Origin of the sequence: Curtobacterium sp. PhB78 (assembly GCF_003751685.1) — a bacterium.
GTDB lineage: Bacteria > Actinomycetota > Actinomycetes > Actinomycetales > Microbacteriaceae > Curtobacterium.
On the sequence record NZ_RKIA01000006.1, the window covers coordinates 247,572 to 273,578 of the forward strand.

At 70.9% G+C, this 26,007-nt stretch carries 27 protein-coding genes; 13 read left to right on the forward strand and 14 right to left on the reverse strand.

Annotated elements, in window-relative coordinates; genetic code table 11:
- The first annotated feature begins 126 nt into the window (after positions 1-126).
- The 5 genes from sufB to EDF53_RS15460 all read left to right on the forward strand — a co-directional run bounded on the left by sufB (position 127) and on the right by EDF53_RS15460 (position 4,319).
- The gene (gene sufB, locus EDF53_RS15440; RefSeq protein WP_111083968.1) at positions 127-1,545 is read left to right on the forward strand and encodes a Fe-S cluster assembly protein SufB; all 1,419 of its coding nucleotides are present in this window, start codon (positions 127-129) and stop codon (positions 1,543-1,545) included.
- Positions 1,546-2,811, forward strand: coding sequence for a Fe-S cluster assembly protein SufD (gene sufD / locus EDF53_RS15445; RefSeq protein WP_221181222.1), 1,266 nt, complete (start codon positions 1,546-1,548; stop codon positions 2,809-2,811).
- On the forward strand, positions 2,811-3,137 hold the full coding sequence (locus tag EDF53_RS15450; protein ID WP_111083970.1) for a non-heme iron oxygenase ferredoxin subunit: 327 nt from the start codon (positions 2,811-2,813) through the stop codon (positions 3,135-3,137). The genes sufD and EDF53_RS15450 overlap by 1 nt, the downstream gene beginning before the upstream one ends.
- A gap of 70 nt (positions 3,138-3,207) precedes the next feature.
- On the forward strand, positions 3,208-3,990 hold the full coding sequence (gene sufC / locus EDF53_RS15455) for a Fe-S cluster assembly ATPase SufC (protein WP_123294376.1): 783 nt from the start codon (positions 3,208-3,210) through the stop codon (positions 3,988-3,990).
- The gene (locus tag EDF53_RS15460) at positions 3,990-4,319 is read left to right on the forward strand and encodes a metal-sulfur cluster assembly factor (protein WP_111083972.1); all 330 of its coding nucleotides are present in this window, start codon (positions 3,990-3,992) and stop codon (positions 4,317-4,319) included. Before sufC ends, EDF53_RS15460 begins: the two co-directional genes overlap by 1 nt.
- Positions 4,320-4,582: 263 nt before the next feature.
- On the opposite strand, the gene EDF53_RS15465 is transcribed toward EDF53_RS15460, so the two are convergent.
- A complete protein-coding gene (locus EDF53_RS15465) occupies positions 4,583-5,182 on the reverse strand; it encodes a biotin transporter BioY (RefSeq protein WP_123294377.1) in 600 nt (199 codons plus the stop codon).
- 115 nt (positions 5,183-5,297) lie between these two features.
- Here EDF53_RS15465 and EDF53_RS15470 point away from each other — a divergent pair, with 115 nt between their 5' ends.
- Positions 5,298-6,896: an ABC-F family ATP-binding cassette domain-containing protein gene (locus tag EDF53_RS15470; protein ID WP_123294378.1), complete on the forward strand. Its 1,599-nt coding sequence runs from the start codon at positions 5,298-5,300 to the stop codon at positions 6,894-6,896.
- 329 nt (positions 6,897-7,225) lie between these two features.
- Here the strand turns inward: EDF53_RS15470 and EDF53_RS15475 are convergent, their stop codons facing one another.
- Genes EDF53_RS15475 through EDF53_RS15485 form a run of 3 tightly spaced genes read right to left on the reverse strand, consistent with a single transcriptional unit; the run spans position 7,226 to position 8,933 of the window.
- A complete protein-coding gene (locus EDF53_RS15475) occupies positions 7,226-8,206 on the reverse strand; it encodes an SURF1 family protein (RefSeq protein WP_123294379.1) in 981 nt (326 codons plus the stop codon).
- Complete coding sequence (locus tag EDF53_RS15480) at positions 8,203-8,511, reverse strand: hypothetical protein (protein ID WP_374114431.1); 309 nt, start codon at positions 8,509-8,511, stop codon at positions 8,203-8,205. The genes EDF53_RS15475 and EDF53_RS15480 overlap by 4 nt, the downstream gene beginning before the upstream one ends.
- Positions 8,511-8,933 (reverse strand): DUF3099 domain-containing protein, encoded by a 423-nt coding sequence (locus tag EDF53_RS15485; protein ID WP_123294380.1) that lies wholly within the window; start codon positions 8,931-8,933, stop codon positions 8,511-8,513. The genes EDF53_RS15480 and EDF53_RS15485 overlap by 1 nt, the downstream gene beginning before the upstream one ends.
- Positions 8,934-9,098: 165 nt before the next feature.
- Here EDF53_RS15485 and fabG point away from each other — a divergent pair, with 165 nt between their 5' ends.
- On the forward strand, positions 9,099-9,812 hold the full coding sequence (gene fabG / locus EDF53_RS15490) for a 3-oxoacyl-ACP reductase FabG (protein ID WP_027465673.1): 714 nt from the start codon (positions 9,099-9,101) through the stop codon (positions 9,810-9,812).
- Between the two features lie 92 nt (positions 9,813-9,904).
- Here fabG and serB read toward each other — a convergent pair whose 3' ends face one another.
- Positions 9,905-10,543, reverse strand: coding sequence for a phosphoserine phosphatase SerB (gene serB / locus EDF53_RS15495; protein ID WP_395873742.1), 639 nt, complete (start codon positions 10,541-10,543; stop codon positions 9,905-9,907).
- Between the two features lie 99 nt (positions 10,544-10,642).
- The gene (gene glgC, locus EDF53_RS15500) at positions 10,643-11,884 is read right to left on the reverse strand and encodes a glucose-1-phosphate adenylyltransferase (RefSeq protein WP_123294454.1); all 1,242 of its coding nucleotides are present in this window, start codon (positions 11,882-11,884) and stop codon (positions 10,643-10,645) included.
- A gap of 47 nt (positions 11,885-11,931) precedes the next feature.
- Here glgC and glgA point away from each other — a divergent pair, with 47 nt between their 5' ends.
- From glgA to EDF53_RS15515, 3 genes are all read left to right on the forward strand, one after another.
- Positions 11,932-13,131: a glycogen synthase gene (glgA, locus tag EDF53_RS15505; RefSeq protein ID WP_123294382.1), complete on the forward strand. Its 1,200-nt coding sequence runs from the start codon at positions 11,932-11,934 to the stop codon at positions 13,129-13,131.
- Positions 13,132-13,140: 9 nt separating this feature from the next.
- Positions 13,141-13,923 carry an ABC transporter ATP-binding protein gene (locus tag EDF53_RS15510; RefSeq protein WP_111083979.1) on the forward strand — a complete coding sequence of 261 codons (783 nt, stop codon included), beginning with the start codon at positions 13,141-13,143 and terminating at the stop codon, positions 13,921-13,923.
- Between the two features lie 108 nt (positions 13,924-14,031).
- Complete coding sequence (locus tag EDF53_RS15515) at positions 14,032-14,280, forward strand: type B 50S ribosomal protein L31 (protein ID WP_017887280.1); 249 nt, start codon at positions 14,032-14,034, stop codon at positions 14,278-14,280.
- A gap of 79 nt (positions 14,281-14,359) precedes the next feature.
- Here EDF53_RS15515 and EDF53_RS15520 read toward each other — a convergent pair whose 3' ends face one another.
- Together EDF53_RS15520 and treS are read right to left on the reverse strand one after the other, a co-directional pair.
- Positions 14,360-15,103, reverse strand: a complete 744-nt coding sequence (locus tag EDF53_RS15520; protein WP_123294455.1) for a 3'-5' exonuclease — start codon at positions 15,101-15,103, stop codon at positions 14,360-14,362.
- Between the two features lie 58 nt (positions 15,104-15,161).
- Positions 15,162-16,871 carry a maltose alpha-D-glucosyltransferase gene (treS, locus tag EDF53_RS15525; RefSeq protein ID WP_111084171.1) on the reverse strand — a complete coding sequence of 570 codons (1,710 nt, stop codon included), beginning with the start codon at positions 16,869-16,871 and terminating at the stop codon, positions 15,162-15,164.
- 113 nt (positions 16,872-16,984) lie between these two features.
- Here treS and EDF53_RS15530 point away from each other — a divergent pair, with 113 nt between their 5' ends.
- Positions 16,985-17,992, forward strand: coding sequence for an alpha/beta fold hydrolase (locus EDF53_RS15530; protein ID WP_260215872.1), 1,008 nt, complete (start codon positions 16,985-16,987; stop codon positions 17,990-17,992).
- A gap of 5 nt (positions 17,993-17,997) precedes the next feature.
- Positions 17,998-19,071, forward strand: a complete 1,074-nt coding sequence (locus EDF53_RS15535) for a glycosyltransferase (protein ID WP_123294456.1) — start codon at positions 17,998-18,000, stop codon at positions 19,069-19,071.
- Between the two features lie 91 nt (positions 19,072-19,162).
- Here the strand turns inward: EDF53_RS15535 and EDF53_RS15540 are convergent, their stop codons facing one another.
- From EDF53_RS15540 to EDF53_RS15550, 3 genes are all read right to left on the reverse strand, one after another.
- A complete protein-coding gene (locus EDF53_RS15540) occupies positions 19,163-19,903 on the reverse strand; it encodes a hypothetical protein (protein WP_123294383.1) in 741 nt (246 codons plus the stop codon).
- Between the two features lie 69 nt (positions 19,904-19,972).
- Positions 19,973-20,611, reverse strand: coding sequence for a histidine phosphatase family protein (locus tag EDF53_RS15545; protein ID WP_123294384.1), 639 nt, complete (start codon positions 20,609-20,611; stop codon positions 19,973-19,975).
- Positions 20,608-21,555, reverse strand: coding sequence for a Sir2 family NAD-dependent protein deacetylase (locus EDF53_RS15550; RefSeq protein ID WP_123294385.1), 948 nt, complete (start codon positions 21,553-21,555; stop codon positions 20,608-20,610). Before EDF53_RS15550 ends, EDF53_RS15545 begins: the two co-directional genes overlap by 4 nt.
- A gap of 154 nt (positions 21,556-21,709) precedes the next feature.
- On the opposite strand from EDF53_RS15550, the gene EDF53_RS15555 reads away from it, so the two are divergent.
- A complete protein-coding gene (locus EDF53_RS15555) occupies positions 21,710-22,528 on the forward strand; it encodes an RNA methyltransferase (RefSeq protein WP_123294386.1) in 819 nt (272 codons plus the stop codon).
- A 35-nt stretch (positions 22,529-22,563) separates the two neighbouring features.
- On the opposite strand, the gene EDF53_RS15560 is transcribed toward EDF53_RS15555, so the two are convergent.
- From EDF53_RS15560 to EDF53_RS15570, 3 genes are read right to left on the reverse strand one after another with little or no spacing between them, the layout of a single operon-like run.
- Positions 22,564-24,162: an AtzH-like domain-containing protein gene (locus tag EDF53_RS15560; protein ID WP_123294387.1), complete on the reverse strand. Its 1,599-nt coding sequence runs from the start codon at positions 24,160-24,162 to the stop codon at positions 22,564-22,566.
- On the reverse strand, positions 24,159-25,259 hold the full coding sequence (locus tag EDF53_RS15565; RefSeq protein WP_123294388.1) for an acetamidase/formamidase family protein: 1,101 nt from the start codon (positions 25,257-25,259) through the stop codon (positions 24,159-24,161). Before EDF53_RS15565 ends, EDF53_RS15560 begins: the two co-directional genes overlap by 4 nt.
- The gene (locus EDF53_RS15570) at positions 25,259-25,951 is read right to left on the reverse strand and encodes a FadR/GntR family transcriptional regulator (RefSeq protein ID WP_123294389.1); all 693 of its coding nucleotides are present in this window, start codon (positions 25,949-25,951) and stop codon (positions 25,259-25,261) included. The genes EDF53_RS15565 and EDF53_RS15570 overlap by 1 nt, the downstream gene beginning before the upstream one ends.
- Positions 25,952-26,007 lie beyond the last annotated feature (56 nt).

Below are 26,007 nucleotides of genomic sequence, written 5' to 3' on the forward strand. Positions count from 1 at the left end.
GGAACCATTGTCGTTGCGAGGGAGCAGCACCGTGTCCGCCTGTCGGCGGTCTGCGGTGGAATGGCGTCCAGACGCCACGGGTTCACACCTGAAGACGCTGCCCCGCGAGAAGGAAACGAGGAGACCATGTCCGACGTGCTCATCGACCGTCCCGAGCTCGAAGGGCTCGGGCAATACGAGTTCGGCTGGTCCGACTCCGACTCGGCCGGGGCCTCGGCCCGCCGTGGGGTCTCGGACGAGGTCGTCACCGACATCTCGAACCTCAAGCACGAGCCCGAGTGGATGCTCAAGAACCGGCTCAAGGGCCTGCAGCTCTTCGGCCGCAAGCCGATGCCGACGTGGGGTGCCGACCTGACGGGCATCGACTTCGACAACATCAAGTACTTCGTGCGCTCGACCGAGAAGCAGGCGCAGTCGTGGGAGGACCTCCCCGAGGACATCCGCGCGACCTACGAGAAGCTCGGCATCCCCGAGGCCGAGCGCCAGCGCCTCGTCGCCGGTGTCGCCGCGCAGTACGAGTCCGAGGTCGTGTACCACCAGATCCGCGAGGACCTGGAGCAGCAGGGTGTCATCTTCATGGACACCGACACCGCGCTCCGCGAGCACCCCGAGCTCTTCCAGGAGTACTTCGGCACCGTGATCCCGGCCGGCGACAACAAGTTCGCCGCCCTGAACACGGCCGTGTGGTCCGGCGGCTCGTTCGTCTACGTCCCCAAGGGCGTCCACGTCGAGATCCCGCTCCAGGCCTACTTCCGGATCAACACCGAGAACATGGGCCAGTTCGAGCGGACGCTGATCATCGCGGACGAGGATTCCTACGTCCACTACATCGAGGGCTGCACCGCCCCGATCTACAAGTCGGACTCGCTGCACTCGGCCGTCGTCGAGATCATCGTGAAGAAGAACGCCCGCGTTCGGTACACGACGATCCAGAACTGGTCGAACAACGTCTACAACCTCGTGACCAAGCGTGCGATCGCGCACGAGGGCGCCACGATGGAGTGGATCGACGGCAACATCGGCTCCAAGGTGACGATGAAGTACCCGTCGATCTACCTCGCCGGTGAGCACGCCAAGGGCGAGACCCTGTCCGTCGCGTTCGCTGGCCCCGGCCAGCACCAGGACGCCGGCGCGAAGATGATCCACATGGCGCCGTACACGACGTCGTCGATCGTCTCGAAGTCGATCGCCCGTGGCGGCGGTCGCGCGGGGTACCGCGGCGAGGTCCGGGTGGACCCGGCGGCGCACCACGCGGCGAACACCGTGCGGTGCGACGCGCTGCTCGTCGACACGATCAGCCGGAGCGACACGTACCCGGCGATCGACATCCGCGTCGACGACGTCCAGCTCGGGCACGAGGCCACGGTCTCGCGCGTGAGCGAGGAGCAGCTCTTCTACCTGATGTCCCGCGGCATGGCCGAGGACGAAGCGATGGCGATGATCGTCCGTGGCTTCATCGAGCCGATCGCCCGCGAGCTCCCGATGGAGTACGCGCTCGAACTCAACAAGCTCATCGAGATGAGCATGGAAGGATCCGTCGGCTAGATGTCCAGCACCACCCCTCCCCACATCGACCAGCCGATCGAGCCCGCGGCACCCGCCCAGGGTGCCGAACAGCACGGCGCCGGAGCCCCCTCCGACGGCGGCTGGGACGCCCCGGACAAGAAGATCCCGGTCCAGACCCGCTCCGAGCGGTTCCAGTCCGGCGACCTCGAGGCGTTCCCGACCGTCACCGGCCGCGAGGTGAACTGGAAGTTCGCGCCCCTGGCGAAGCTCCAGCCGCTCCTCGACGGTGGTCTCGACGGATCCGCCTACCGGTTCCTCGCCCGCCAGTCCGACGGTGCCGACGTCGAGTGGGGTCGCAGCGACGACCCCCGCGTCGGGACCGCCGGTCTGCCCGAGGACCGTGCAGCGGCCGCTGCGTGGACCGCGCGCGACGCCGTCCTCGCCGTCACCGTCAAGGCAACCGAGGCGCACGAGTTCATCACCATCACGCGTTCCGACTTCGGCACGCAGCCCCGAGCGGCGCACACGGTCATCACGGCCGAGCCGCACGCCCAGGGCATCGTCGTGCTCGACAACCGCGGCAGCGCACTGCTCAGCGAGAACATCGAGATCGTCGTGCAGGACGGCGCACGCCTGACCGTCGTCAGCCTGCAGGACTGGGACGACGACGCGGTGCACGTCTCGACGCACTTCGCCGAGGTCGGCCGAGACGCCTTCCTGAAGCACGTCGTGGTCTCGCTCGGCGGCGACGTCATCCGGGTCAACCCCTCGACGCACCTCGGTGCGCAGGGCGCCGACACCGAGATGTACGGCGTGTACTTCGCCGACGCCGGTCAGTACATCGAGCAGCAGGTCTACGTGAACCACGACGCGCCGAACACGCGCGGTCGGGTCAACTACAAGGGCGCGCTGCAGGGCAAGGGCGCGCACACCGTGTGGATCGGTGACGTGCTCATCGGTCGCGCCGGTGACGGCACCGACTCGTACGAGCAGAACCGCAACCTCGTGCTGACCGACGGCACCCGTGCCGACAGCATCCCGAACCTCGAGATCGAGACGGGCAACATCGAAGGTGCCGGCCACGCGAGTGCGACCGGTCGCTTCGACGACGAGCAGCTGTTCTACCTGCAGGCCCGCGGCATCCCCGAGGAAGAAGCGCGTCGTCTCGTCGTGCTCGGCTTCCTGGTCGAGGTCATCCAGAAGATCGGTGCGCCCGAGCTCGAGGAACGACTCATCGCCGCGGTCGAGCAGGAGCTCGCCGAGGGCCGCTCGGTGATCGTCGCGCCGGCGGAGGCCGACGCCTGATGCCCACGAAGGTCTGCGCGGAGTCCGAGATCGCGGTGGACAGCCCCATGCGCGCCGTCGTCGACGGCACCGCGGTGGCCATCGTGAAGGACTCGTCCGGCACCGTGCACGCCATCGGCGACACCTGCACCCACGGGGACATCTCGCTGGCCGAGGGGTTCATCGAGGGCGACACGCTCGAGTGCTGGGCCCACGGCTCCCGCTTCTCGCTCGCCACGGGGAAGCCGCAGAACTTCCCGGCGTACGAGCCCGTCCCGGTGTTCCGGGTCGAGGTGCGCGAGGGCGACGTCTACGTCGACGTGCACGATCCCGTGCCCGTCGACTGACACCGCCTCCCGGCCCCACACTTTCCGCGGCCCGTCCGCGACACGACAGAAAACCGAAGGAACCCACGCAATGTCCACTCTGGAAATCCGCGACCTCCAGGTCTCGATCGACACCGATCAGGGCACCAAGGAGATCCTCAAGGGTGTCGACCTCACGATCAACGAGGGCGAGATCCACGCGATCATGGGGCCGAACGGCTCCGGCAAGTCCACGCTGGCGTACACGATCGCCGGGCACCCCCGGTACAACGTCGTCGGTGGCTCGATCACCCTCGACGGCGAGGACGTCCTCGCGATGAGCGTCGACGAGCGCGCCCGTGCCGGCATGTTCCTGGCGATGCAGTACCCGGTCGAGATCCCCGGCGTGACGGTGTCGAACTTCCTCCGCACCGCCAAGACGGCGATCGACGGCGAGGCCCCGGCCCTGCGCGGCTGGATCAAGGAGCTCCGCCAGTCGATGGCCGACCTCAAGATGGACTCGTCGTTCGCCGAGCGCAACGTCAACGAGGGCTTCTCCGGTGGCGAGAAGAAGCGTCACGAGATCATGCAGCTCGAGCTCCTCAAGCCCCGCTTCGCCGTGCTCGACGAGACCGACTCCGGCCTCGACGTCGACGCGCTGAAGATCGTGTCCGAGGGCGTGAACCGCGCCAAGACCGCGACCGGCCTGGGCGTGCTGCTCATCACGCACTACACGCGCATCCTCCGCTACATCAAGCCGGACTTCGTGCACGTGTTCGTCGCGGGCAAGGTCGCCGAGCAGGGTGGCCCGGAGCTCGCCGACCGCCTCGAGAACGAGGGCTACGACCGCTACGTGCAGGCCGCGGCGGCGTCCGCCGCAGAGGCGCAGGCCTGATGATCGCGGCACTCGCCCCGGAGAAGTTCGACGAGGTCGTCGAGGGCCTGAAGGAGGTCCAGGACCCGGAGCTCGGCGTCAACATCGTCGACCTCGGCCTGATCTACGACCTGGCCTGGGACGACGAGGCCTCGGCGCTCGTGATCAGCATGACGCTGACGAGTGCCGGCTGCCCGCTCACCGACGTCATCGAGGGCGACACCGCGAACGCCCTCGACGGCATCGTGGACGCCTTCCGCATCAACTGGGTCTGGATGCCGCCGTGGGGTCCGGAACGGATCACCGACGACGGGCGCGAGATGATGCGCGCGCTCGGGTTCGCGATCTAGTCGCGACCACACCGCAGACGGGAGGCCCGGTGCCAGCTGGCACCGGGCCTCCCGTCTGTCCGTGGTCGCGCCACGCGCGGGGCGCGACACGCCGCTCACGTTCGTCGAGTGGTCACGTTCTGTCGGCCGACCGCGCTCCGGGCGACGGAAGGTGACCACTCGACGTCCGGCTGGCGGGGAGTCGTGACCGACCCACGACCGGCCGCCTGCGGACGCAGAACGGCCCCGCACCGATCGGTGCGGGGCCGTTGTCGTGCGCAGCGTCAGCGGCGGCCGAGCGCCTTCCACGCGAGCGGCACGATGCCCGCGGCGATGAGCGCCTTCGCGATCCCACCGACGATGAACGGGTACAGGCCGGCGGCGAGCACCGACTGCAGGTCGTTCGGTGCGCCGAGCTGCCCGAGCACGACCGCCAGGTACGGCAGGCCGGTCACGAACGGGATGGCACTCGCGAGCAGCATCGCGACGGCTGCGCGCCCGAAGTGCCGGTCCCAGTTGCGGCGCGCCAGCCAACCGACGACGCCTGCGGCAGGGATGAACCCGATGACGTAGCCGAAGCTCGGCACGGCCAGGGCCTGCAGGCCGCCGGTCATGTCGGCGAAGAACGGTGCGCCCGCGAGGCCGGCGACGGCGTAGACGAGCAGCGAGAGCATGCCGCGTCGGGCACCCAGGGTCGCGCCGACGAGCACGACGGCGAGCGTCTGCCCGGTGATCGGGACCGGCCACATCGGGACCTCGAGCTGTGCCATCGCAGCGGTGAACAGGGCTCCGCCGGCGACGAGGGCGGCGTTCGTGGCCAGCCCGTGCGTCCGCAGACGGTCGGCGAGGACTGCGCGGGGAGCGAACCCGGTGGCGTTCGTCATGGATTCTCCTAGAATGGACTGCTGGTCCCGTTCGGAACCATCGGTCCCGTCAGCGTAGCGGTGCACCTCACGCACACGTCGTTGTGCAAACCCACCAACTGATTGGACGTCCACTGTGCTTGCCGTGCACGAACTCGAGATCCGCGTCGGAGCTCGTCTCCTCATGGAAGACGTGTCCTTCCGTGTCGAGAAGGGCGAGAAGATCGGACTCGTCGGCCGCAACGGCGCGGGGAAGACGACGATGACCAAGGCCCTCGCGGGCGAGACGCAGCCGAACGGCGGCACGATCGACCGCGGTGGTGAGATCGGCTACCTGCCGCAGGACCCGCGCTCCGGCGACCCGGAGGAGACCGCGCGCAAGCGCATCCTCGACGCCCGCGGGCTCGGTGAGCTCGTGGAGGGCATCCGCCTCGCCACGCTCGACATGGCGAGCGAGGACACCGCCGTCGCCGAGAAGGCGATGCGCCGGTACAGCCGGCTCGACGACCAGTTCAACGCGCTCGGCGGCTACGCGGCCGAGGCCGAGGCGGCGTCGATCGCGTCGAACCTCAAGCTGCCGGACCGCATCCTCGACCAGCAGCTCAAGACCCTGTCCGGTGGTCAGCGTCGTCGCATCGAGCTCGCGCGGATCCTGTTCTCGGACGCCGAGACGATGATCCTCGACGAGCCCACGAACCACCTCGACGCCGACTCGGTCGTGTGGCTGCGCGAGCACCTGAAGACCTACCCCGGCGGCGTCATCATCATCTCCCACGACGTCGAACTCGTGGAAGAGGTCGTCAACCGCGTGTTCTACCTCGACGCCAACCGCCAGACGATCGACATCTACAACATGGGCTGGAAGCTCTACCAGCGGCAGCGCGTCGCCGACGAGGAGCGTCGTCGCAAGGAGCGCGCCGGCGCCGAGAAGAAGGCCGCGACCCTGAAGGACCAGGCCGCTCGGTTCGGTGCGAAGGCCTCGAAGGCCGCCGCTGCGCACCAGATGGTCGCGCGTGCCGACAAGCTGCTCGCTGGTCTCGAGGACGAGCGCGTCGCCGACCGGGTCGCCAAGATCCGCTTCCCCACGCCGGCCCCGTGCGGCCGCACGCCGCTCATGGCCGAGGGGCTGTCGAAGTCCTACGGGTCGCTCGAGATCTTCGCGGGCGTCGACCTGGCGATCGACCGCGGTTCGCGCGTCGTCATCCTCGGGTTCAACGGTGCCGGCAAGACGACGCTGCTCCGGATCCTCGCGGGTGCCGACCTGCCCGACACCGGTGAGATCCAGCCCGGCCACGGTCTGCGCATCGGGTACTACGCGCAGGAGCACGAGAACATCGACATCAACCGCACCGTGATCGAGAACATGGTGTCGGCGTCGACCGACCTCAACGAGACCGAGGCCCGTCGCGTGCTCGGTTCGTTCCTGTTCACCGGGGACGACGGCTACAAGAAGGCCGGGGTCCTGTCCGGTGGTGAGAAGACGCGTCTGTCGCTCGCGATGATCGTCGTCTCGGGCGCGAACGTGCTGCTGCTCGACGAACCGACGAACAACCTCGATCCAGCGTCGCGCGAGGAGATCCTCAACGCCCTCGCCGGGTTCGAGGGCGCCGTCGTCCTGGTGTCGCACGACGCCGGTGCCGTCGAGGCGCTCAACCCCGAGCGCGTGCTGCTCCTGCCGGACGGCACCGAGGACCACTGGAACAAGGACTACGCGGAGCTCATCGAGCTCGCCTAGCGGGCGGTCACGACACCCCGCTCAGGTTCGCCGAGTGGTCACCATGTGTCGTCGCCGTCGCCGGCGAGCGACGGTTCGTGACCGCTCGGCGGCACGCGTGCGAGCGCGTCGTGACCAGCGGCCGGGCGGCGTGCGGTGGTCGACGTGACCGTAGGACGGACGGGAGGCCCGTGGCGACGCCGCCACGGGCCTCCCGTCCGCTGTCCCGTCGGTCAGGGCAAGCCGCTCACGTCCGCCGAATGGTCACCACGTGGCGTCACCGGCGTCGACGGGCGACGGTTCGTGACCGCTCGGCGGCGCGCCCGCGGCGAGCGGCCCGGCGCAGTGCGTCAGCGGCGGGACGCGATCAGGTCGTCCTCGATCTCGGCGTCGGTCTTCGGCTTGGCGTCCTTGCGGCGCTGCCGCTCCTGGGCGCGCTCGCGTTCTTCCGGGTCGTCCTGGTTGAGGTTCCGGTACTCCTGCACCATCACGTACGCCAGGAACCCGAAGCCGCCGGCCGCGAACAGGAACCACTGGATGAAGTAGCTCAGGTGCAGCCCGGTGTCGGCGGTGGGACGCTCCCAGCCGAGCGGCCGCGCCTCGGCCGGGGCGGGGGACTCGGCGGCGAGCTCGCCGTACGCACCCGTCCAGATCGGGGTGTCGACCTTCTTCGCGACGTCGGCCAGGGTCACCGACTGCACCTGGTCCGTGTGCGCGGGGTCGGTACGGCCGGGGATCCGGGGCTCGGTCTGCTGCAGCCGGACGATCGCCGTGACGTCGCCCGACGGGGGAGCGGGTACGTGGTCGGGGGCGTCCTGCGCGTTGCCGGTGGGGACCCAGCCGCGGTCGACGATGAACGCCCGGCCGTCGTCGGTGACCAGGGGGGTGAGGACCTCGAAGCCGGGCTGGCCGTTGTGCACGCGGTTGCGGACGAGCAGCTGCGCGTCGATGTCGTAGCGGCCGGTCACGGAGACGCGGAGCCACTCCTGCTCGTCCTGCCAGCTCGACGCCGTCGGCAGCGCCTGGTCGAGGGGGACCGGGGTGTGGTCGTAGTTCTGGGCGACCTGCTCGTTCTGGCGCACCGCTTCGTTGCGGCGGTCCCACTGCCACATGCCGAACAGCGCGCACACGATCGCGAAGGCCACGGCGATCGCGAAGTACCCGAGCCAGCGGCGACTGCGGACGAAGTGCCAGCCGACGAAGGGCTCGTCCGGGTCCTGGGTGGGGCGTTCGTCGTCCGGCACGGAGCGACGGGCGTGGTCGGCGGCGCGCTGCAGCTTGGCAGCGTGCTTCCGGCCGTACCGGGAGTGCGGGTCGAAGTCGTCGGTCATCGACCGGTGCCGGTGGAGCGCACCCCGACGTCGTTCTTCGGCGACGAGGCGGGGTCGCGTTCGTCGTCGAGCCGGTCGACGTCCTCGTGCATGCCGGTGACGCGCACCGGGAAGGTGCGGGACCTCAGGTAGTCGGCGAGGAAGTCGCGGTGCTCCTCGCACGCGGCCCAGATCTTCACGCGGTCGGCGGAGTGGATCCGGGGGTTGCGCCAGTTCACCCGCCACGCTGCCGTGTTGGAGCAGCCGGCTCGGGAGCAGACGGGGGTCGAGCCCGGTTCGGTGTGCAGGTCGAAGGTCGCGCCCATCAGCGGGGTCCCCACATCTTCGAGCGGTCGCCGTTGCGCTGCCACTCGTCCTGCGCGTGCTGGGCCTGCTGCCGGAGGCGGTCCTGCTCGTCGCGGTAGGCCTGGGCCCGGTCCTCTTCCTGCTGCTCGCGGAGGCCCGGGTCGACCGCGTCGTAGAGCTGCATCGCACCGGCGGGCGAGATCATGTCGCTCTCGGTCCGGCTGCCGGCGTTCGCGACGATCACGGCGACCCAGGGGATCACGGCGGCGAGGACGATCGGCACGACGGCGATCCAGGAGTGCCAGATGGAGTAGACGAGCACGGCCACGACGAAGAGGACGACGCGGATGGCCATCTGCCACACGTAGCGGGACAGGCGGTGCGCCCGGTCCAGCTCCGGCGAATCCGGGAGCGTGGTGATGCTGGTGTGCGTGCTCTTCATACAGATGGTCTCCGTCTACCCGTGGTCCAGCCTAAGCCTCCGGGGCCGATCGTGGGTGCGCCGCGCGCGAACGGGCTGCGGTGCTGGCTCCGCTACGCTCGTCCGGGCGTGTCCGCCGACCCGTCGGCGCGACACGACCGCACACCACCACCGAACGGAGCGACCATGAGCACCCCCCGTACCGTCCTGATCACCGGCGGCAACCGCGGCATCGGCCACGCCCTCGCCGAGCGTTTCGTCGCCGCCGGGCACCGCGTCGCGGTCACGTCGCGCAGCGGACAGGGCGGACCCGAAGGGGCCCTCACCGTGCAGGCCGACATCACCGACACGGCCTCGGTGGACGCCGCCTTCACGCAGGTCGAAGCCGAACTGGGACCGATCGAGGTGCTCGTGGCCAACGCCGGTATCACGAACGACCAGCTGCTGCTCCGCATGTCCGAGGACGACTTCACGAGCGTCGTCGACACCAACCTGACCGGCACGTTCCGGGTCGTGAAGCGCGCCACCAAGGGCATGATGAAGGCCAAGTTCGGCCGCATCGTGCTCATGTCGAGCGTCGTCGGCGCCTACGGCCAGATCGGCCAGGTCAACTACGCGTCGTCGAAGGCCGCCCTGGTCGGCATGGCCCGGTCGATCACCCGTGAGCTCGGCTCGCGGGGCATCACCGCCAACGTCGTCGCGCCCGGGTTCATCCAGACCGACATGACGGCCGCGCTGTCCGACGAGCTGCAGGCCGAGTTCAAGAAGGCGATCCCGGCGGCCCGGTACGGCACGGTCGACGACGTCGCCGACGCCACGCTGTTCCTGGCGAGCGACGGGGCCGGCTACGTCTCCGGCGCGATCATCCCGGTCGACGGCGGCCTCGGCATGGGCCACTAGCCAGCGCCTGCGCGTCGTTTCGTGCTCAGCGACAGTTCACGGGTGCTCGCGCGCGCGACGTGTCGCTGAGCGCGAAGAACCGGACGGTCCGCTCAGCCGCGCAGGCCGAGCGTCGCGAGCACGGCGGACAGGTCGCGGTCCACGACGGCGACGTCAGCCTGCTCCCGCACGCGCGGCTTCGCGTCGAACGCCACCGACAGGGCGGCGACGCGCATCATCTCGAGGTCGTTCGCCCCGTCGCCGATCGCGACGGTGCGGACTGCGTCCACGCCGTCGGCCTCGGCCCACTCGCGCAGGGCGATGGCCTTCGCGTGAGCGTCCACGACGTCGCCGAGCACACGCCCCGTCAGCACGCCGTCGGACACCTCGAGTCGATTCGCCCGGCAGTGGTCGAGACCGAGCTGCTCGGCGAACGGGTCGAGGACCTCGTGGAACCCGCCGGACACGACGCCGACGGTCCCACCGGCGGCGTGCACGCCGCGGACGAGTTGGTCGGCACCCCGCGTCACGCGGACCGCCTGCTGTGCGCGTCGGAAGACGTCGACCGGGAGGCCCGCCAGGGTCGCGACACGCTCCCGGAGGCTCTCGGCGAAGTCGATCTCCCCGCGCATGGCGCGCTCCGTGATCGCCGCGACCTGTGGCCGGGTCCCGGCGGTGTCCGCGAGGAGTTCGATCACCTCGTCCTCGAGGAGGGTGGAATCGGCATCGAGGACGACGAGGAAGCGGGGCACGGACCAACGGTACCGACAGACGGAGGCACGGCCCGCGTCCATGACGCGAGCCGTGCCTCCTGTCCGTCCGTTCGTCGGTGTCGACGTGACCGGCCGACGCTACGCGTCGACGCGGACGCCCTTGCCGACCACGGTGATGCCCGACTCGGTCACGGTGAAGCCGCGGGCCTCGTCGGCCTCACGGTCGATGCCGACCTGCGCACCCGGCGCGATGACGACGTCCTTGTCCAGGATCGCCCGGTTCACGACCGAACCGGCGCCGATCGTCGCCCGCTCGAACACGATCGAGTCGAGGACCTTCGCGCCGGAGTCGATCCCGCACCACGGGCCGATCATGCTGCGTTCGACCTGTGCGCCCGACACCAGGCAGCCGAGCGACACGAGCGAGTCGACCGTCGAGCCGGTGTTGCCGTTGGCGTCCCGCACGAACTTCGCCGGCGGCAGGTTCGTCTGCTGGTTGAAGATCGGCCAGTCCTGGTTGTACAGGTTGAACACCGGCACCGGGGCGATGAGGTCCATGTGCGCGTCGAAGAACGAGTCGATCGTCCCCACGTCGCGCCAGTAGTACTTGTCACGGTCGGTGGACCCGGGGACCTCGTTGCGCTGCAGGTCGTAGACACCGGCGTCGCCGCGGTCCACGAAGTCGGGGACGATGTCGCCGCCCATGTCGTGCGCGGACGACTCGACCTGGCCGTCGCGGAGCACCGCGTCGACGAGGGCGTCCGCGTTGAACACGTAGTTGCCCATCGAGGCGAGGACCTCGCCGGGGGAGTCGGCGAGTCCGACCGGGTTCTTCGGCTTCTCGAGGAAGGCGTCGATCTTCGTCGGGTCGTCGGCGTCCACCTGGATGACGCCGAACTGGTCGGCGAGCTCGATGGGCTGACGGATCGCCGCGACGGTGGCGCTGCGACCCGAGGCGATGTGCGCCTCGACCATCTGGTGGAAGTCCATCCGGTACACGTGGTCGGCGCCGACCACGACGACGATGTCGGGACGCTCGTCGCGGAGCAGGTTGAGCGACTGCAGGATCGCGTCGGCCGAGCCGGCGAACCAGCGCTTGCCGAGTCGCTGCTGCGCGGGGACCGACGCCACGTAGGACCCGAGCAGGCCCTCCATGCGCCAGGTCTCGGCGACGTGCCGGTCGAGACTGTGCGACTTGTACTGGGTGAGGACGACGATCTTCTGCAGACCGGAGTTCACCAGGTTCGACAGTGCGAAGTCGATGAGACGGAAGTTCCCGCCGAACGGGACTGCGGGCTTCGCCCGGTCGGCCGTGAGCGGCATGAGCCGTTTCCCCTCGCCGCCAGCGAGCACGATGCCGAAGACCTTCTTTGGTGCCATGCCGCTCACAGTAGGCGTCAGCACTGGGAACCGGTTACCTTGAACCCGTGCGAGTCGATCTACTGACCAGGGAGTATCCGCCGGAGGTCTACGGCGGTGCGGGTGTCCACGTGTCCGAACTCACCGCTGCGCTGCGGTCGGGGACGGACACCGACGTCCGTGTCCGGGCGTTCGGGGCCTTCCGCGACGAAGCCGACGTCTGGGGGTACCGCACGCCGGCCGGCCTCGAGCAGGCGAACGGTGCACTGCAGGCGCTCGGCACCGACGTGGCCATCGCCGCCGACGTCGAGGGCGCCGATCTCGTGCACTCGCACACCTGGTACGCGAACTCGGCGGGCCGGATCGCGCAGTTGACCTACGGGATCCCCCACGTCGTCACGGCGCACAGCCTCGAGCCGCTCCGCCCGTGGAAGGCCGAGCAGCTCGGCGGCGGCTACCGCCTGTCGAGCTGGATGGAACGCGAGGCGTTCGAGAACGCCGACGGCGTCATCGCGGTGTCGAAGGCCATGCGCGCCGACATCCTGCGCTCGTACCCGTCGATCGACCCGTCGAAGGTGCACGTCGTCTACAACGGCATCGACATCGACGCCTGGAAGCCGCAGGTCGACGAGGACGCCGTCCGCGCCCTCGGCATCGACCCGTCGCGCCCCAGCGTCGTCTTCGTCGGTCGCATCACCCGGCAGAAGGGCCTGCCCTACCTGCTCCGCGCCGTGGCGTCGCTCCCCGAGGACGTCCAGATCGTGCTGTGCGCCGGTGCCCCGGACACCCCGGAGATCCTCGCCGAGGTCACCGGGCTGGTCGAGGGCCTGCGTGAGCAGCGCGAGGGCGTCGTCTGGATCGACCGGATGCTCGCGCACGAGGAGATCGTGAACGTGCTGTCCTCGGGCACGGTGTTCGTGTGCCCGTCGATCTACGAACCGCTCGGCATCGTGAACCTCGAGGCCATGGCGTGCGGCATCCCCGTCGTCGGCACCGGCACCGGGGGCATCCCCGAGGTCGTCGCGGACGGCTTCACCGGTCGCATCGTGCCGATCGACCAGGCGCAAGACGGCACGGGCACCCCGACCGACCCCGACAAGTACGTGGCGGACCTGGCCGCGACCCTCAACGAGGTGCTCGCCGACGAGGGGCTCGCGAAGCTCATGGGCCGCGCCGGACGCCTGCGCGTCGAGTCCGAGTTCACGTGGGACGCGATCGCCACGAGGACACGGCAGGTCTACGACGAGGTGCTCGGCCGGAACCCGTAGGCTGGTCGCATGCCCTCGGTCGTGCGCTTGTCAGACGTCTCCGTGGTCCGCAACGGGGCCACCATCCTCGACTCGATCTCGTGGGGGGTGCAGGACGACGAACGGTGGGTCGTGCTCGGCGCGAACGGCGCCGGCAAGACCACGCTGCTGCAGGTCGCCGGTGCCCAGACGTTCCCGACCTCGGGTGACGTCGAGGTGCTCGGTACCGAGCTGGGCGGCGCCGACCTGTTCGAGCTCCGCCCGCGCATCGGCTTCGCGTCGACCGCCCTGGCCCGGCGCATCCCGGTGACCGAGAAGGTCATCGACGTCGTGCTGACGGCCGCGTACTCGGTCACGGGTCGCTGGAACGAGGAGTACGAGGAGCTCGACGTCCGCCGTGCCCAGCGTGTGCTCGAGGAGTGGGGCCTGGGGTCGTTCACCGACCGCACCTTCGGCGAGCTGAGCGACGGCGAGCAGAAGCGCGTCCAGATCGCCCGTGCCGTCATGACCGACCCGGAGATCCTGTTCCTGGACGAACCGGCCGCCTCGCTCGACCTCGGCGCCCGTGAGAGCCTCGTCCGTACCCTCGGCGGCTACGCCCAGAGCGCCGACTCGCCGGCCATCGTGATCGTCACCCACCACGTCGAGGAGATCCCCGCCGGGTTCACCCACGCGCTGGTGCTCGCCGACGGCCACGTGCAGGCCGCCGGGCCCATCGACGAGGTCCTGACCGACCAGACCCTGACCGAGGCGTTCGGCATCGCGCTGTCCGTCACGAAGGACGCCGGCCGGTACACGGCGCGCGCGTCCTAGCGCTGCGATCGCGCCGTCCGTCTGGTAACGTTGACGGCTGGCGCAAGCCGATGACTTCCCGCGCATCTCGCGCAATCCCACCACCGCTACCGCTATCGAGGAAACTCCATGAAGACCGACACCCACCCCGAGTACCGCGCCATCGTCTTCCGTGACCTGGCCTCCGGTGAGACCTTCCTGACGCGTTCGACCGCGAACAGCGACAAGACGATCGAGCTCGACGGTGCCACCTACCCGGTGATCGACGTCGAGATCTCGTCCGCTTCGCACCCGTTCTACACGGGCAAGCAGCGCATCCTCGACTCGGCCGGTCGCGTCGAGAAGTTCAACCAGCGCTTCAAGGGCTTCTCCAAGTAAGCAGCCCCACAGCACGTCGGAACGGGCGGTCCTCCTTCGGGAGGACCGCCCGTTCTGCGTCGTGCGGCCGGTGCGCGGGTCAGGCGCCGTTGCGGTGCGGCCAGCGACCGTCGGCGGTGAAGGACGGGTCGCGCTTCTTGCGCATGTACTCCTGGAACGAGGTCGCCTGCTCGGCGCACCACCCGACCTGCTTGCGGTGGAGCTCTTCTGCCGAGATGCCGAGCTCGTCCTGGTACTTGCCGGCGATGGCCTGGGCGACGCGACCGGCCGCGATGGCGTCGGCACCGGCGTCGTGCGCGTCGTCGAGGGTGACGCCGTACAGCTCGGACGCCGCCTCGAGCGTCCGCTTGCCCTTGCGGAAGGTGTCGAGTGCCTTGTCGATCACGAGCGGGTCGACGACGTTGCCGATGACGGGGGAGGCGAACCCGTGCCGCTTTGCCTCGCGGTCGAGGACCGTCAGGTCGTACGGGGCGTTGTAGATCACCAGCGGGATGCCGCGGGCGAACACCGCCTCGATCGCGGCGATGATCTCGGCGACGACCTCGGCCGCGGGACGCCCCTCGGCCTGGGCGCGCTCGGTGGTGTAGCCGTGCACGGCCGCGGCGCCCTCGGGGATCGCGATGCCCGGGTCGGCGATCCACGCGCCCTCGGCGATGGAGGCACCCGTCATGTCGATGAGGCCGACGTGCGCCGTGACGATCCGCGCCGTCTCGATGTCGACACCGGTGGTCTCGAGGTCGAAGACGCCGAGGGCGTGCCACCAGGGGCGTCCGGAGAGGTCCTGCGCCGGGGCGGGCGTGTCGAGCTGTGCTGTCGGATCCAGCTGTGCTGTGGGGAACGTCACGCGGTCAGGCTAACGGGACGCACCGACACGACCGGTGCTACCCGACCGGCGCGCCGACGTGCAGCCAGTAGAACGACTGCGTCCCGAGGGTCAGCGTGACGGTGCCGTCCTCGTCGAACGCGGGGAACGAACCGCCGCCGAACAGGTCGTAGAGCGGCCGACCGGCGAACTCGGGAGCCGAGACCGTGACCGACGTTGGGTTCGTGGCGAACGAGAACACGCACAGCACGTCCTCCGCCGACGGCCCGAACTGCTGCCCGGAGCCCTCCCACGAGCGCACGAACGCGAGCACCGACTCGTTCGACGTCTCCTGCACGTGCAGGGTCCCGAGCCCGAACACCGGGTGGGCCTTCCGCACGTGGATGACGTTGCGCACCCAGTGCAGCAGGGAGCGGGACTGGGCGAGCTGCGCCTCGACGTTGACCTGCGCGTAGTTGTACACGAGCGACTGCACCACGGGCAGGTAGAGCTTGCCCGGGTCTGCCGTGGAGAACCCGGCGTTGCGGTCGGGGGTCCACTGCATCGGCGTGCGGGACGAGTCGCGGTCGGGCAGCCAAATGTTGTCGCCCATCCCGATCTCGTCGCCGTAGTACAGGAACGGCGAGCCCGGCAGCGAGAACAGCAGCGCGTGGATGAGCTCGAGTTCGGCCCGCGAGTTGTCGAGCAGGGGAGCGAGCCGGCGCCGGATGCCGATGTTCGAGCGCATCCGGGGGTCGTAGCCGTACCAGCCGTACATGGCCTGCCGGTACTCCTCGCTGACCATCTCGAGCGTGAGCTCGTCGTGGTTGCGGAGGAACACGCCCCAGGCTGCCGCGGACGGCACGTCGAGCGTCTCCGACAGGATCGCCGACAGCTCCTTGGCGTGCTGGGCACGGAGCGAGTAGAAGATGCGGGGCATCACCGGGAAGTCGAATGCCATGTGGCACTCGGGCTCCTCGTCGGTGCCGAAGAAGGCGGCGGTCTCGCGCGGCCACTGGTTCGCCTCGGCGAGCAGGACACGGCCGGGGTACTCGTCGTCCACCATCGCGCGCATCTTCTTGATGAACTCGTGGGTCTCCGGTTCGCCCTCGCCGTTGCCCTCTTCGGACTCGAACAGGTACGGGATCGCGTCGAGCCGCAGACCGTCGACACCGAGGTCGAGCCAGTGCCGCACGACGTCGTACACGGCCTCGACCACCGCGGGGTTCTCGAAGTTCAGGTCGGGCTGGTGCGAGAAGAACCGGTGGAAGAAGAACTGCCGCCGGACCGGGTCGAACGTCCAGTTCGACTCCTCGGTGTCGACGAAGATCACCCGGATGTTCGGGTACTCCTCGTCGGTGTCCCGCCAGACGTAGAAGTCACCGAAGGGGCCGTCGGGGTCCTCGCGGGACTGCTGGAACCACTCGTGCTGGTCGCTGGTGTGGTTGATCACCATGTCGATGACGATGCGCATGTTGCGCTCGTGCGACTTCGTGACGAGCTCGCGGAAGTCGTCGAGCGTGCCGAACTCCGGCAGGATCGCCTTGTAGTCGGCGATGTCGTACCCGCCGTCGCGCATCGGCGACTGGAAGAACGGCGGCAGCCACAGGGCGTCGACGCCGAGCCACTGCAGGTAGTCGAGCTTGCCGATCACGCCCTGCAGGTCACCGATCCCGTCGCCGTTCGAATCGACGAACGAGCGGATCATGCACTCGTAGAAGACCGAGCGCTTGTACCACTGCGGGTCGAGCGTCAGGCCGGGCAGCTGGATCGGGGCTGTGAAGGTCACCGTGCTCCTCGTCGTCATCGACGGGCCCGTCGACGGCCCGCCCCGGACACGATAGGCGCGCGATGCTGCGGGTGTCCGGGGTTTCGTGCGGTTGTCTTCGTAGACTGGCGCCGATGCAACCGCCCGTGCTCTCCCCGTACCAGTCGCTCATGGCCGCCACCCCGGTGGTCCACCGGTCCGTGCAGGTCGACGGCCGCACCACGCACTACTGGGAGTACGGGCCGTCCGACGCGACGCAGACCGTCCTGGCGGTGCACGGGTTCCGCGGCGACCACCACGGCCTCGAGACGATCGCCGCGCACCTGCAGGACGTCCGCGTGATCGTGCCCGACCTGCCCGGCTTCGGCGTGTCCGACCCGTTGCCGGTGTCGGACATCGAGTCGTACGTCGGCTGGCTGCGCGCGTTCCACGAGGCCCTCGGGCTCGGCCGCGACGCCGTCGTCCTCGGCCACTCGTTCGGGTCGATCGTGGTGTCCGCCACCGTGGCTGCCGGGCTCGACACCCGCCTGCTCGTCCTCGTCAACCCGATCGCGGCCCCGGCGTTGCAAGGACCGCGGGCGGTGGGCACCGGGATCGCGATCGGCTACTACAAGGCCGGCGCGGTGCTGCCGAAGCCGATCGGTCTCGGGATCCTGCGGAACGCCGCCATCGTGCGGGTGATGAGCATCGCGATGCTCAAGTCGCACGACCGCGGGGTGCGCCGCTGGGTGCACGACCAGCACGACCGGTACTTCTCGGCCTTCGCGAACCGCACGAGTGTGCTCGAGGCGTTCCGCACCTCGGTCACCCACGACGTGTCCGAGTACGCGGACCGCATCGACGTGCCGGTGCTGATGATCGCCGCGGAGCACGACGACATCACGGCCGTCCCCGAGCAGCGCGCCCTGGCCGCCCGCCTCCGCGATGCCGAACTCGTGGTCATCCCCGGGGTCGGGCACCTGGTGCACTACGAGACACCGGCACCGGCCGCTGCGGCGGTGCTGCGCCGGATGGCGGACACGGCCGCGCGCCCTGGACGGGGCCGCGGCACCAAGGCGGGCCGATCGTCGGGCGCGGGCCGGGCCTCCCGGACGACCGCGACGAAGACGACGGCGAGCGACGCGAAGGAGTCCGACGCGTGACGCGCCTGCGGATCGGCATCGACTGCCGCTACGTCCGGATCGGCCGGCACGACGGCATCAGCCGCTTCACCGCCGGAGTGGTCGCGAACCTGCCCGACCGGCACGACGCCGTGCTGCTCGTCCACGACGAGCGCCAGCTCGAGTCGCTGCCGCGCGACCTGCCGTGGGAGCTGCTGCCGGCACCCACCGACGCGGGGGAGCCGCTCGTCGCACGGCGGGTGAACCGGCTCGGCCTCGACGCGGTGTTCTCGCCGATGCAGACGATGGGCTCGCGGGGGCGCGACTACGCACTCGTGCTCACACTGCACGACCTGATCTACTACCGGAACCGGACGCCTCCGCGCGAGTTCTCGTGGCCGCTCCGGCTCGGGTGGCGCGCGTTCCACCTGTCGTGGGTGCCGCAGCGCGTCCTGCTGAACGGCGCCGACGGGGTGGTCACGGTGTCCGAGACCACCGCGGGGCTCATCGCCGAGCACCGGCTGACGAAGCGTCCCGTGACGGTGGCGTACAACGCTGCCGACCCGGCGGCTCCGCGTGCGGCGGGTGCGCCGCGGGAGCGCTCGCTCGTCTACATGGGGTCGTTCATGCCGTACAAGAACGTCGAGACGCTGGCGGCCGCGCTGCCGCTGCTCGGAGCGGACTGGACCCTGCACTGCATGTCGCGGGTGTCCGACGCCGACCGCGCACGGATCGAGGGGCTCGCGCCGACCGGCTCGATCGTGTTCCACGACGGTGCGACCGACGAGGAGTACCTGTCGGTGCTCCGATCCGCCACGGCCCTGGCGACGGCGTCGTACGACGAGGGCTTCGGCATCCCGCTGGTCGAGGCGATGGGCGTCGGGACCCCGGTCGTCGTGAGCGACATCCCGATCTTCCGCGAGATCGGGGGCGATGCGGCCGAGTACTTCGACCCGGCGTCGCCGTCGGCGGTGGCGGCTGCGGTGCGGCGGGTCGAGGAGCGGTGGGACGAGGCCTCGGCGCAGTCGGTCGAGCGGGCCGCGCGGTTCCGGTGGCAGGACTCGGCGGAGCAGGTCGTGCGGGCGGTCGAGCGGGCCGTGGCCGACCGGCGCGCGCGGTAGCGGGGCGCGGGGGCGGGGCGCGCGCACGCGGTTTGCGACAGACCACGCGTCGATCGACTTGTGGATTGACGCAAAACACGCGCGGGTCGTGCTACTTCGCCGCGACCACCTCGACGCTCGCCCCGGGGAACACCTTGTGCGTCTCCTCTGTCACCCGCGCCACGATCGGCGGGACGGCGGCCCCTCGCCCCGGGGTCTCGACGACGATCGACTGGTCGGCGGCGCGGTCCGACGGCGTGCCACCGCGTTCCCACGAGCAGCGGACGGCCGTGACCCCGCCGATGTGGTCGAGCGTGTCCGCCAGCACCAGGCGCTTCGCGGTCACCGTGCGCGAGTCGGAGACGCCCACCTCGAGGGCACCGAGGTCGGCGATCGCGACGACCCGGACGCCGTTGCCACCGGCCGAGTCGGTCGCGCGGCTCAGCGTCTCGACCAGGTCGGTGCGCGCGGCAGCGTCGAGCGACGGGTCGGCCGTGATCGTCGCGGTGGCGTCGTAGCTCGCGAAGCCGGTCTTCTCGGCGGGGTGGTGGCGGACCTCGGTCACGCCCGGCACGTCGGCGAGCCGGTCGTCGAGGCGGTCGAGTGCCAGGTCCGGCCGGGGGAACACGCCGCCGATGCCGGTCTGCACGCTGCCGATGATGGTGCCGAGCACGAGGGCGATCACCCCGGCGACCACGACGGTGCTGCCGCCGATGACGAGCCAGGTGCGTGCCCGTTGCCCCATCGTGCGGGTCTGCACGCTGGCGGTCTCGGGGCCGAAGGCACGGTCGAGGTCGTCGTCCTGCTGGTCAGTGGCTTGCCAGCCACCCGGGTCGGTTCCGTCGGTCACCATGTCGCCCCCTGGTTCGGGTGCGTCGGAGCCTAGTCGCAGGACGGCCGCCCCGTCCGCGCAGGGCGCTCCTCAGCCCCGGCGTTCCAGCGGGTTCTGGTAGTCGAACGCGTACCGCCCGGGCCCGTCCGAGACGTCGTCGATCGGGTCGTCGAACCGGACGAGCTCCGCGTGGAAGCGTTCGGGGTCCCAGCGGAACGAGTGGATCGAGCCGTTGCGGATCGGGGTGGCGTGCCGGTCGGCGGTGCCGGGCGCCGCCTCGTTCACCACGCTCCGGATCACCGCGCCGTGGGTGGCGACGACCACGACCCCGCCGTCGAAGCGCACCGCGATCTCACCGAGCGTCTCGGTGATGCGGGCGAGCAGCGCAGACCGGGACTCGCGGCCCGGGATGTCGTCGTGCGGGTACTCCGCCGTGACCTCGGTGTCAGTGAGCCCCTCGGCTTCGCCGTAGGCGCGTTCGGCCAGCCCGGCGTACGTCACGGGCGCCGCGAGGCCGAGCCGGTCGGCGATGATCGTCCCGGTCTCGGCGGCGCGGGACAGCGGCGAGGCGACGACGGCGTCGAACTGCCGGCGGGTGAGGAGTTCGGCGGCCTCGGCGGCCTGTCGCCGCCCGGTGTCGTTGAGCGGGATGTCGGTGGAACCCTGGATGCGGCGCTGCGCGTTCCAGTCGGTCTCACCGTGCCGGACCAGGTACAGGAGCGTCGTCACCCGTCGATCATCCCAGACGCCGCGGGACCGGCTGCCGCGGGACCGGGTGCCGGGGGACCCGACCCCAGCCGCTCGGCCAGGTGCACCAGTGTCTCGGTCGTCCCGCCGTCGAGCTTCACGGCGGCACGGCGGTCGCTGCGGGTCGCACCGCGGTTCACGATGACCACCGGGTTCTTGCGGCGGGCAGCGTGGTCGACGAGCCGCACGCCGGAGTTCACCGTGAGCGACGACCCCACCACGAGCAGCGCCTCGGCGTCGGCGACGATCGACACCGCCTCGTGGAACTTCTCGGTGGGCACGAACTCGCCGAAGAAGACGACGTCGGGCTTGAGCATCCCGCCGCACACCGAGCAGTCCGGCACCACGAAGCGCTCGACGTCGGTGATCTCGACGTCGCCGTCGGGCTGCAGCTGCACCGAGCCGGGCTCGTCGATCCACGGGTTGGCGCGGTCGATGGTCGTGGCGAGGTCGGCGCGGGAGAACACCTGCCCGCACGTCAGGCAGAGGGCGCGGTCCATCGACCCGTGGATCTCGACCACGCGGCGGGACCCGGCGCGCAGGTGCAGGCCGTCGACGTTCTGCGTGATGACGCCCGTGACGACACCGGCGTCCTCGAGGGCGGCGAGCGCCCGGTGCCCCTCGTTCGGTCGGGCCGCGGCGAAGCTCCGCCAGCCGAGGTGCGAGCCGGCCCAGTACCGCTGCCGTTTGGCGGCGTCGGCGCGGAACTCCTGGAAGGTCATCGGCTTGCGCACGATGCGCCCGGCGCCGCGGTAGTCGGGGATGCCGGAGTCGGTGCTCAGGCCGGCCCCGGAGAGCACGGCGACGCGCTTGCCGGCGAGCACCTCGAGCACGCGGTCGAGGTCCGCCGCGGTCGGCAGACCGGTCGGCTGACCGGTCGTCGCCCCGGTGGGCGGTCCGGTCGTCGACCCAGCATCATCCAGCACCCTGTTCACGGTACCCTCAACAGCCGACCGTCCCGGTCGCTTCCCGCTTCGGCGAGACGCGGCGAGACACTGGCCGGTACGCCAGCCGCGACACCGGCCAGCACGCCAGCCGCGACACCGACCGGCGCCCACGAACGACCCCGAAACGAGCCCCGTGCACCCCGTCCGCATCGACTCCCTCGACGACCCCCGCCTCGACGACTTCGCCCGTCTGACCGACGTGGCGCTCCGCCGGGTGAGCGAACCGGAGGGTGGCCTGTACATCGCCGAGTCGAACACGGTCATCGAGCGCGCGGTCCGTGCCGGGCACACCCCGCGGAGCATCCTGGTGCAGGAGAAGTGGCTGGACAGCGTGCTGCCCCTGGTCGCCGACCACGACGGTCCGGTCTTCGTCGGCCCCGACGCCCTGCTCGAGGAGCTCACCGGCTTCCGCATGCACCGTGGCGCGATCGCCGCCGTGCAGCGCCCCGAGCTGCCGACGGTCGCCGACGTGGTGCGGGACGCGAAGCTCGTCGTCGTGCTCGAGGACATCGTCGACCACACGAACGTCGGTGCCGTCTTCCGCAGCGTCGCCGGCCTGGGCGCGGACGCGGTCCTCGTCAGCCCGCGCTGCGCCGACCCGCTGTACCGCCGGAGCGTCCGGGTGAGCATGGGCACGGTCCTGCAGATCCCGTGGACCCGGATCGGTGACTGGCCGGCAGCGGGCGAGGAGCTCCGTGCGCAGGGCTTCCACCTCGCCGCGATGGCGCTGACCGACGAGTCGGTCGACCTCGCCGAGTTCGTCCGCGACGTCCCCGGCAAGGTCGCGCTCGTGATGGGCACCGAGGGGCAGGGACTGACGCCCGCCGCGATCGCGTCGGCCGACACCACGGTGCGGATCCCGATGGCGCACGGCGTCGACTCGCTCAACATCGCTGCGGCGAGCGCCGTGGGTCTGTGGGCGGTCACCCAGGCCCAGCGGCTCGCCTCCTAGCCACGCCACGGGCGGACCAGGAGGCGCGGCTCGCCTCAGCGCTGCAGCATCCGTCCGGCGCGGATCACCAGGGCACGGTCGGTGCCCGGTTCGCCGACCAGGCACACGCCGACGGGGGCTCCGTCGACGGTGAGCGCCGGTGCGCTGACTGCCGGGACGCCGCCGACGCTCGCGAGGCTCGTCATCGCCGTCGTCGCGGTCCGGGTGCGTTCGAGCGCCGCGGTGTCGGCGGCGATGAGCGGTGCGGGCCCGGAGACGGTCGGGAACAGCAGGGTCCGGCCGGCGAGGGCCGTGCGGATCGTGGCCCGGACGTCGTCGAGTCGTGCGGCGGCGTCGGCGGTGGCTGCGGGGTCGTTCGCCCGGGCGGCGGCGAACCGGTCGCCGACGACGGTGCTCAGGGCGCCGGGGTGGGCGTCGATCCAGGCACCGTGGGCGGCGACGGCCTCGGCGGCCTGCACGAGGCGCAGCAGTTCGCGCAGGTCGTCGAGGGGCGGGATCCCGAGGTCGGCGAGCTGCACGGTGCCGATCGGGTGGCCCTGTCCGGCGACGAACGCGGTGAAGGCCTCGGCGACGGCCGGCTCGACGAGGTCCAGGAGCTCGGCGGGCACGAGGAGCTCCGGCTCCGCAGGAGCGTCCGGATCCGCCGGCACCGTGGCGTCGAGCGCCGCGAGCAGGACGTCGGCGCTCCGGGTGAGCCACCCCACCGTGTCGAACGACGGTGCGAGGGGGAGCAGTCCCTGCCGGGAGACCACGCCGTGGGTCGTCCGGAGGCCCCAGAGCCCCTGGTACGAGGCGGGGACCCGCACCGATCCCGCGGTGTCCGTGCCGATCCCGATCTCGGCCGTGCCGAGACGGACGGCCGATGCGGATCCGCTGGACGAGCCTCCTGGCAGTCGGGTCGGGACCGCCCCGTTGGGCGGGGTGCCGTGGTGTTCGTTGCGTCCCGTCAGGTTGTAGGCGAACTCGTCGGTGCGCGCGATGCCGCGGATCGCGGCGCCGGCGTCGAGGAGCGCCGCGACGGCCGCTGCCGGCGTCGTCTGGACGGGGGACTCACGCAGGTAGGTCGGGTTGCCGGCGCCGACGGGCTGGCCGGGGACGGCGTAGAGGTCCTTCACCGCGACGGTGAGCCCGTCGAGCGGTCCGGACGCGGTGGGGGCGACGAGCGGGTCGCCGACGGCGCGCCAGACGGTGGTGTCGAAGGCCTTCGGGCGGCCGGTGACGTGGGCTGCCTCGATGCGCCAGCGCGGACCGGCGTCGTCGTAGTTGCTGTCGCTGTCGCTGTCGCTGTCGCTGTCGCGTCGCCACAGCTGCGTCTGGAGGCCCTGCCCGCCCGCCGCGAACTCGGACACCGACACGACGAGGGCGAGTCCCTCGGCCAGGGGGCGGACCTCGACGCGCGCCAGCGACCGGGCCTGGACCCCACCCCGTGCCCCGCGGAACGCGCTGATCGCGTCGTGCCCGACGAGCAGGCCGCGGTCGTCACCGCGCATCGTGCCGACTGCGTCGACGAATGCGGCGTCGAGCGCATCGAGGTCGTTCGCGGCGAGGGCGGCCTCGTACGCGTCGAGCGCGTCGAGCAAGCCCTCCGGTGCCGCGGTGCTCGTCTCGTGCGTGCTCGTCTCGTGCGGGCTCATCGTGCGGGCTCCTCGAAGTCGGCCTTGCGGATGCGGGCGTGCGCGCCGGTGACCAGGTCGACCACCTGCGAGATGTTGAAGTCCGTCGCCGCCGACAGGTAGGCGTACGCCAGGTGCGGCTCCATGCCCCAGCGGGCACCGAGGATCGCGACCGCGTGCCGGACACAGGCGCGGACGGCCTCGTCGAGGTCCGGGTCCATGCCCGTCGGCACGAGGAACTCGTGGGTCTCGACGAGCGGCCAGACCAGGTCGCCGAACTGCTGCGCGGCCTCGGCGGCGGGTGTCACGTCGAACCGGACGGTCGCGCGGAGCGACGCCTCCATCGCGGTGAGCGCGACCTCGCCGTCCCCCTGCGCGAAGTGCGGGTCACCGACGTACGCGAGCGCCCCGGGGACCAGGACCGGCAGGTGCAGCTGCGCGCCGACCTGCAGCAGGTTCACGTCGACGTTGCCGCCGTGCCGGCCCGGCGGCACCGAGTGCAGCCGCTCGCCGGGGGTGGCGACGCCCATGATCCCGAGGAAGGGGGCGAGCGGGAAGTGCGCGAAGCGGTCGCGGGCGCCGGTCAGGGGGATGCGACCCCGCCTGCCGTCGGCCGTCTCGACCACGTCGGCGAAGACGCTGACCGTGGTGCCGTCGACCGGGTACTCGCCGTGCAGGGCGCCGCGGCCGTGCCGGTTCGACACGACGCCGTAGTGCACCCGTGGCAGTGTCTCGAGCACCGTCATGGTCAGGACGTCGCCCGGCTCGGCGCCCGCGATCGCGATCGGACCGGAGACGACGTGCGGGCCGTCGGTGGCGGGGTCCCGGTGGCCGCTCCTGGCGATCGCGACGGCGTCGTCGAGGACGTGCTCGGCGGCGATGCCGTGCGACGCGAAGTACGCGCGGGGGTCACTGCCCTGGTCGGGCAGGATCCCCTCGTGGCTGACGGTGTCGATCGTGACGTCCTCGCCGGACGCGATCGTGATGACCGGGCGGTCGTCGGCGTTCGGCAGCCGACCCCACAGGACCGTGTCCGGGTCGACGGGCAGGTAGCGGCCGGACCGGATCGGGCCGGCGCCGGGCTGCAGGGTCGGGATCGCGGGGGTGTGTGTGGTCATCATCGGTCAGCCTTCCGTTCGACGAGGTGGGCGACGTCGGCGAGGTGGGCGGTCATCGCGTCACGGGCGCCGTCCTCGTCGTGCCGTCGGATGCAGTCGAGGATCCGTTCGTGCCAGACGAACGACGAGCGGCGACCTTCGCTGGTGCTGTGCGACCGGGCACGGACGTCCTGCACCCACCCGCTGCTGAGCTCGCACAGGGACACCAGCAGCGGGTTGCCGGAGGTGCGCGCGACCTGCACGTGGAAGGCGACGTCCTGTGCCAGCGACTCCTCGGGACTGAGTCCCGCGTGCGTGGCGGCGAGGATGCGTTCGAGGGCGAGCAGGTCCGCTTCGCCGGCACGGACGGCGGCGAGACCGGCGACCCGGGGTTCGACCACCGTGCGGAACTCGGCGACGTGCTCGGCCCGCCGTGCCAGGTCGTCGCCGTGCGCTGCGCCCGTCTGCTGCTCGAGCAGGGCGGTCGCCTCCTCGGAGCGCGGCAGCACGACGGTGCCACGGCCGGGTGTCCGGGAGACGAGTCTGCGGCGCTCGAGCTCCTGCATGGCCTCACGCACCGTGGTGCGGGACACGGCGAGGTCCTCGGCCAGGGTCCGTTCCGGCGGGAGCTTGTCGCCGGGTGCCAGGTCCTCGAGCACCAGGCGGGCCAGGTGCGCGGCGGTCGCGGCGCTCAGGGTGCGGCCTCTCTGCATGGACAGGAGCCTAGGGTCCGTTGGTCCGCTTGGTTCATTGGTACGACCAACTTTTA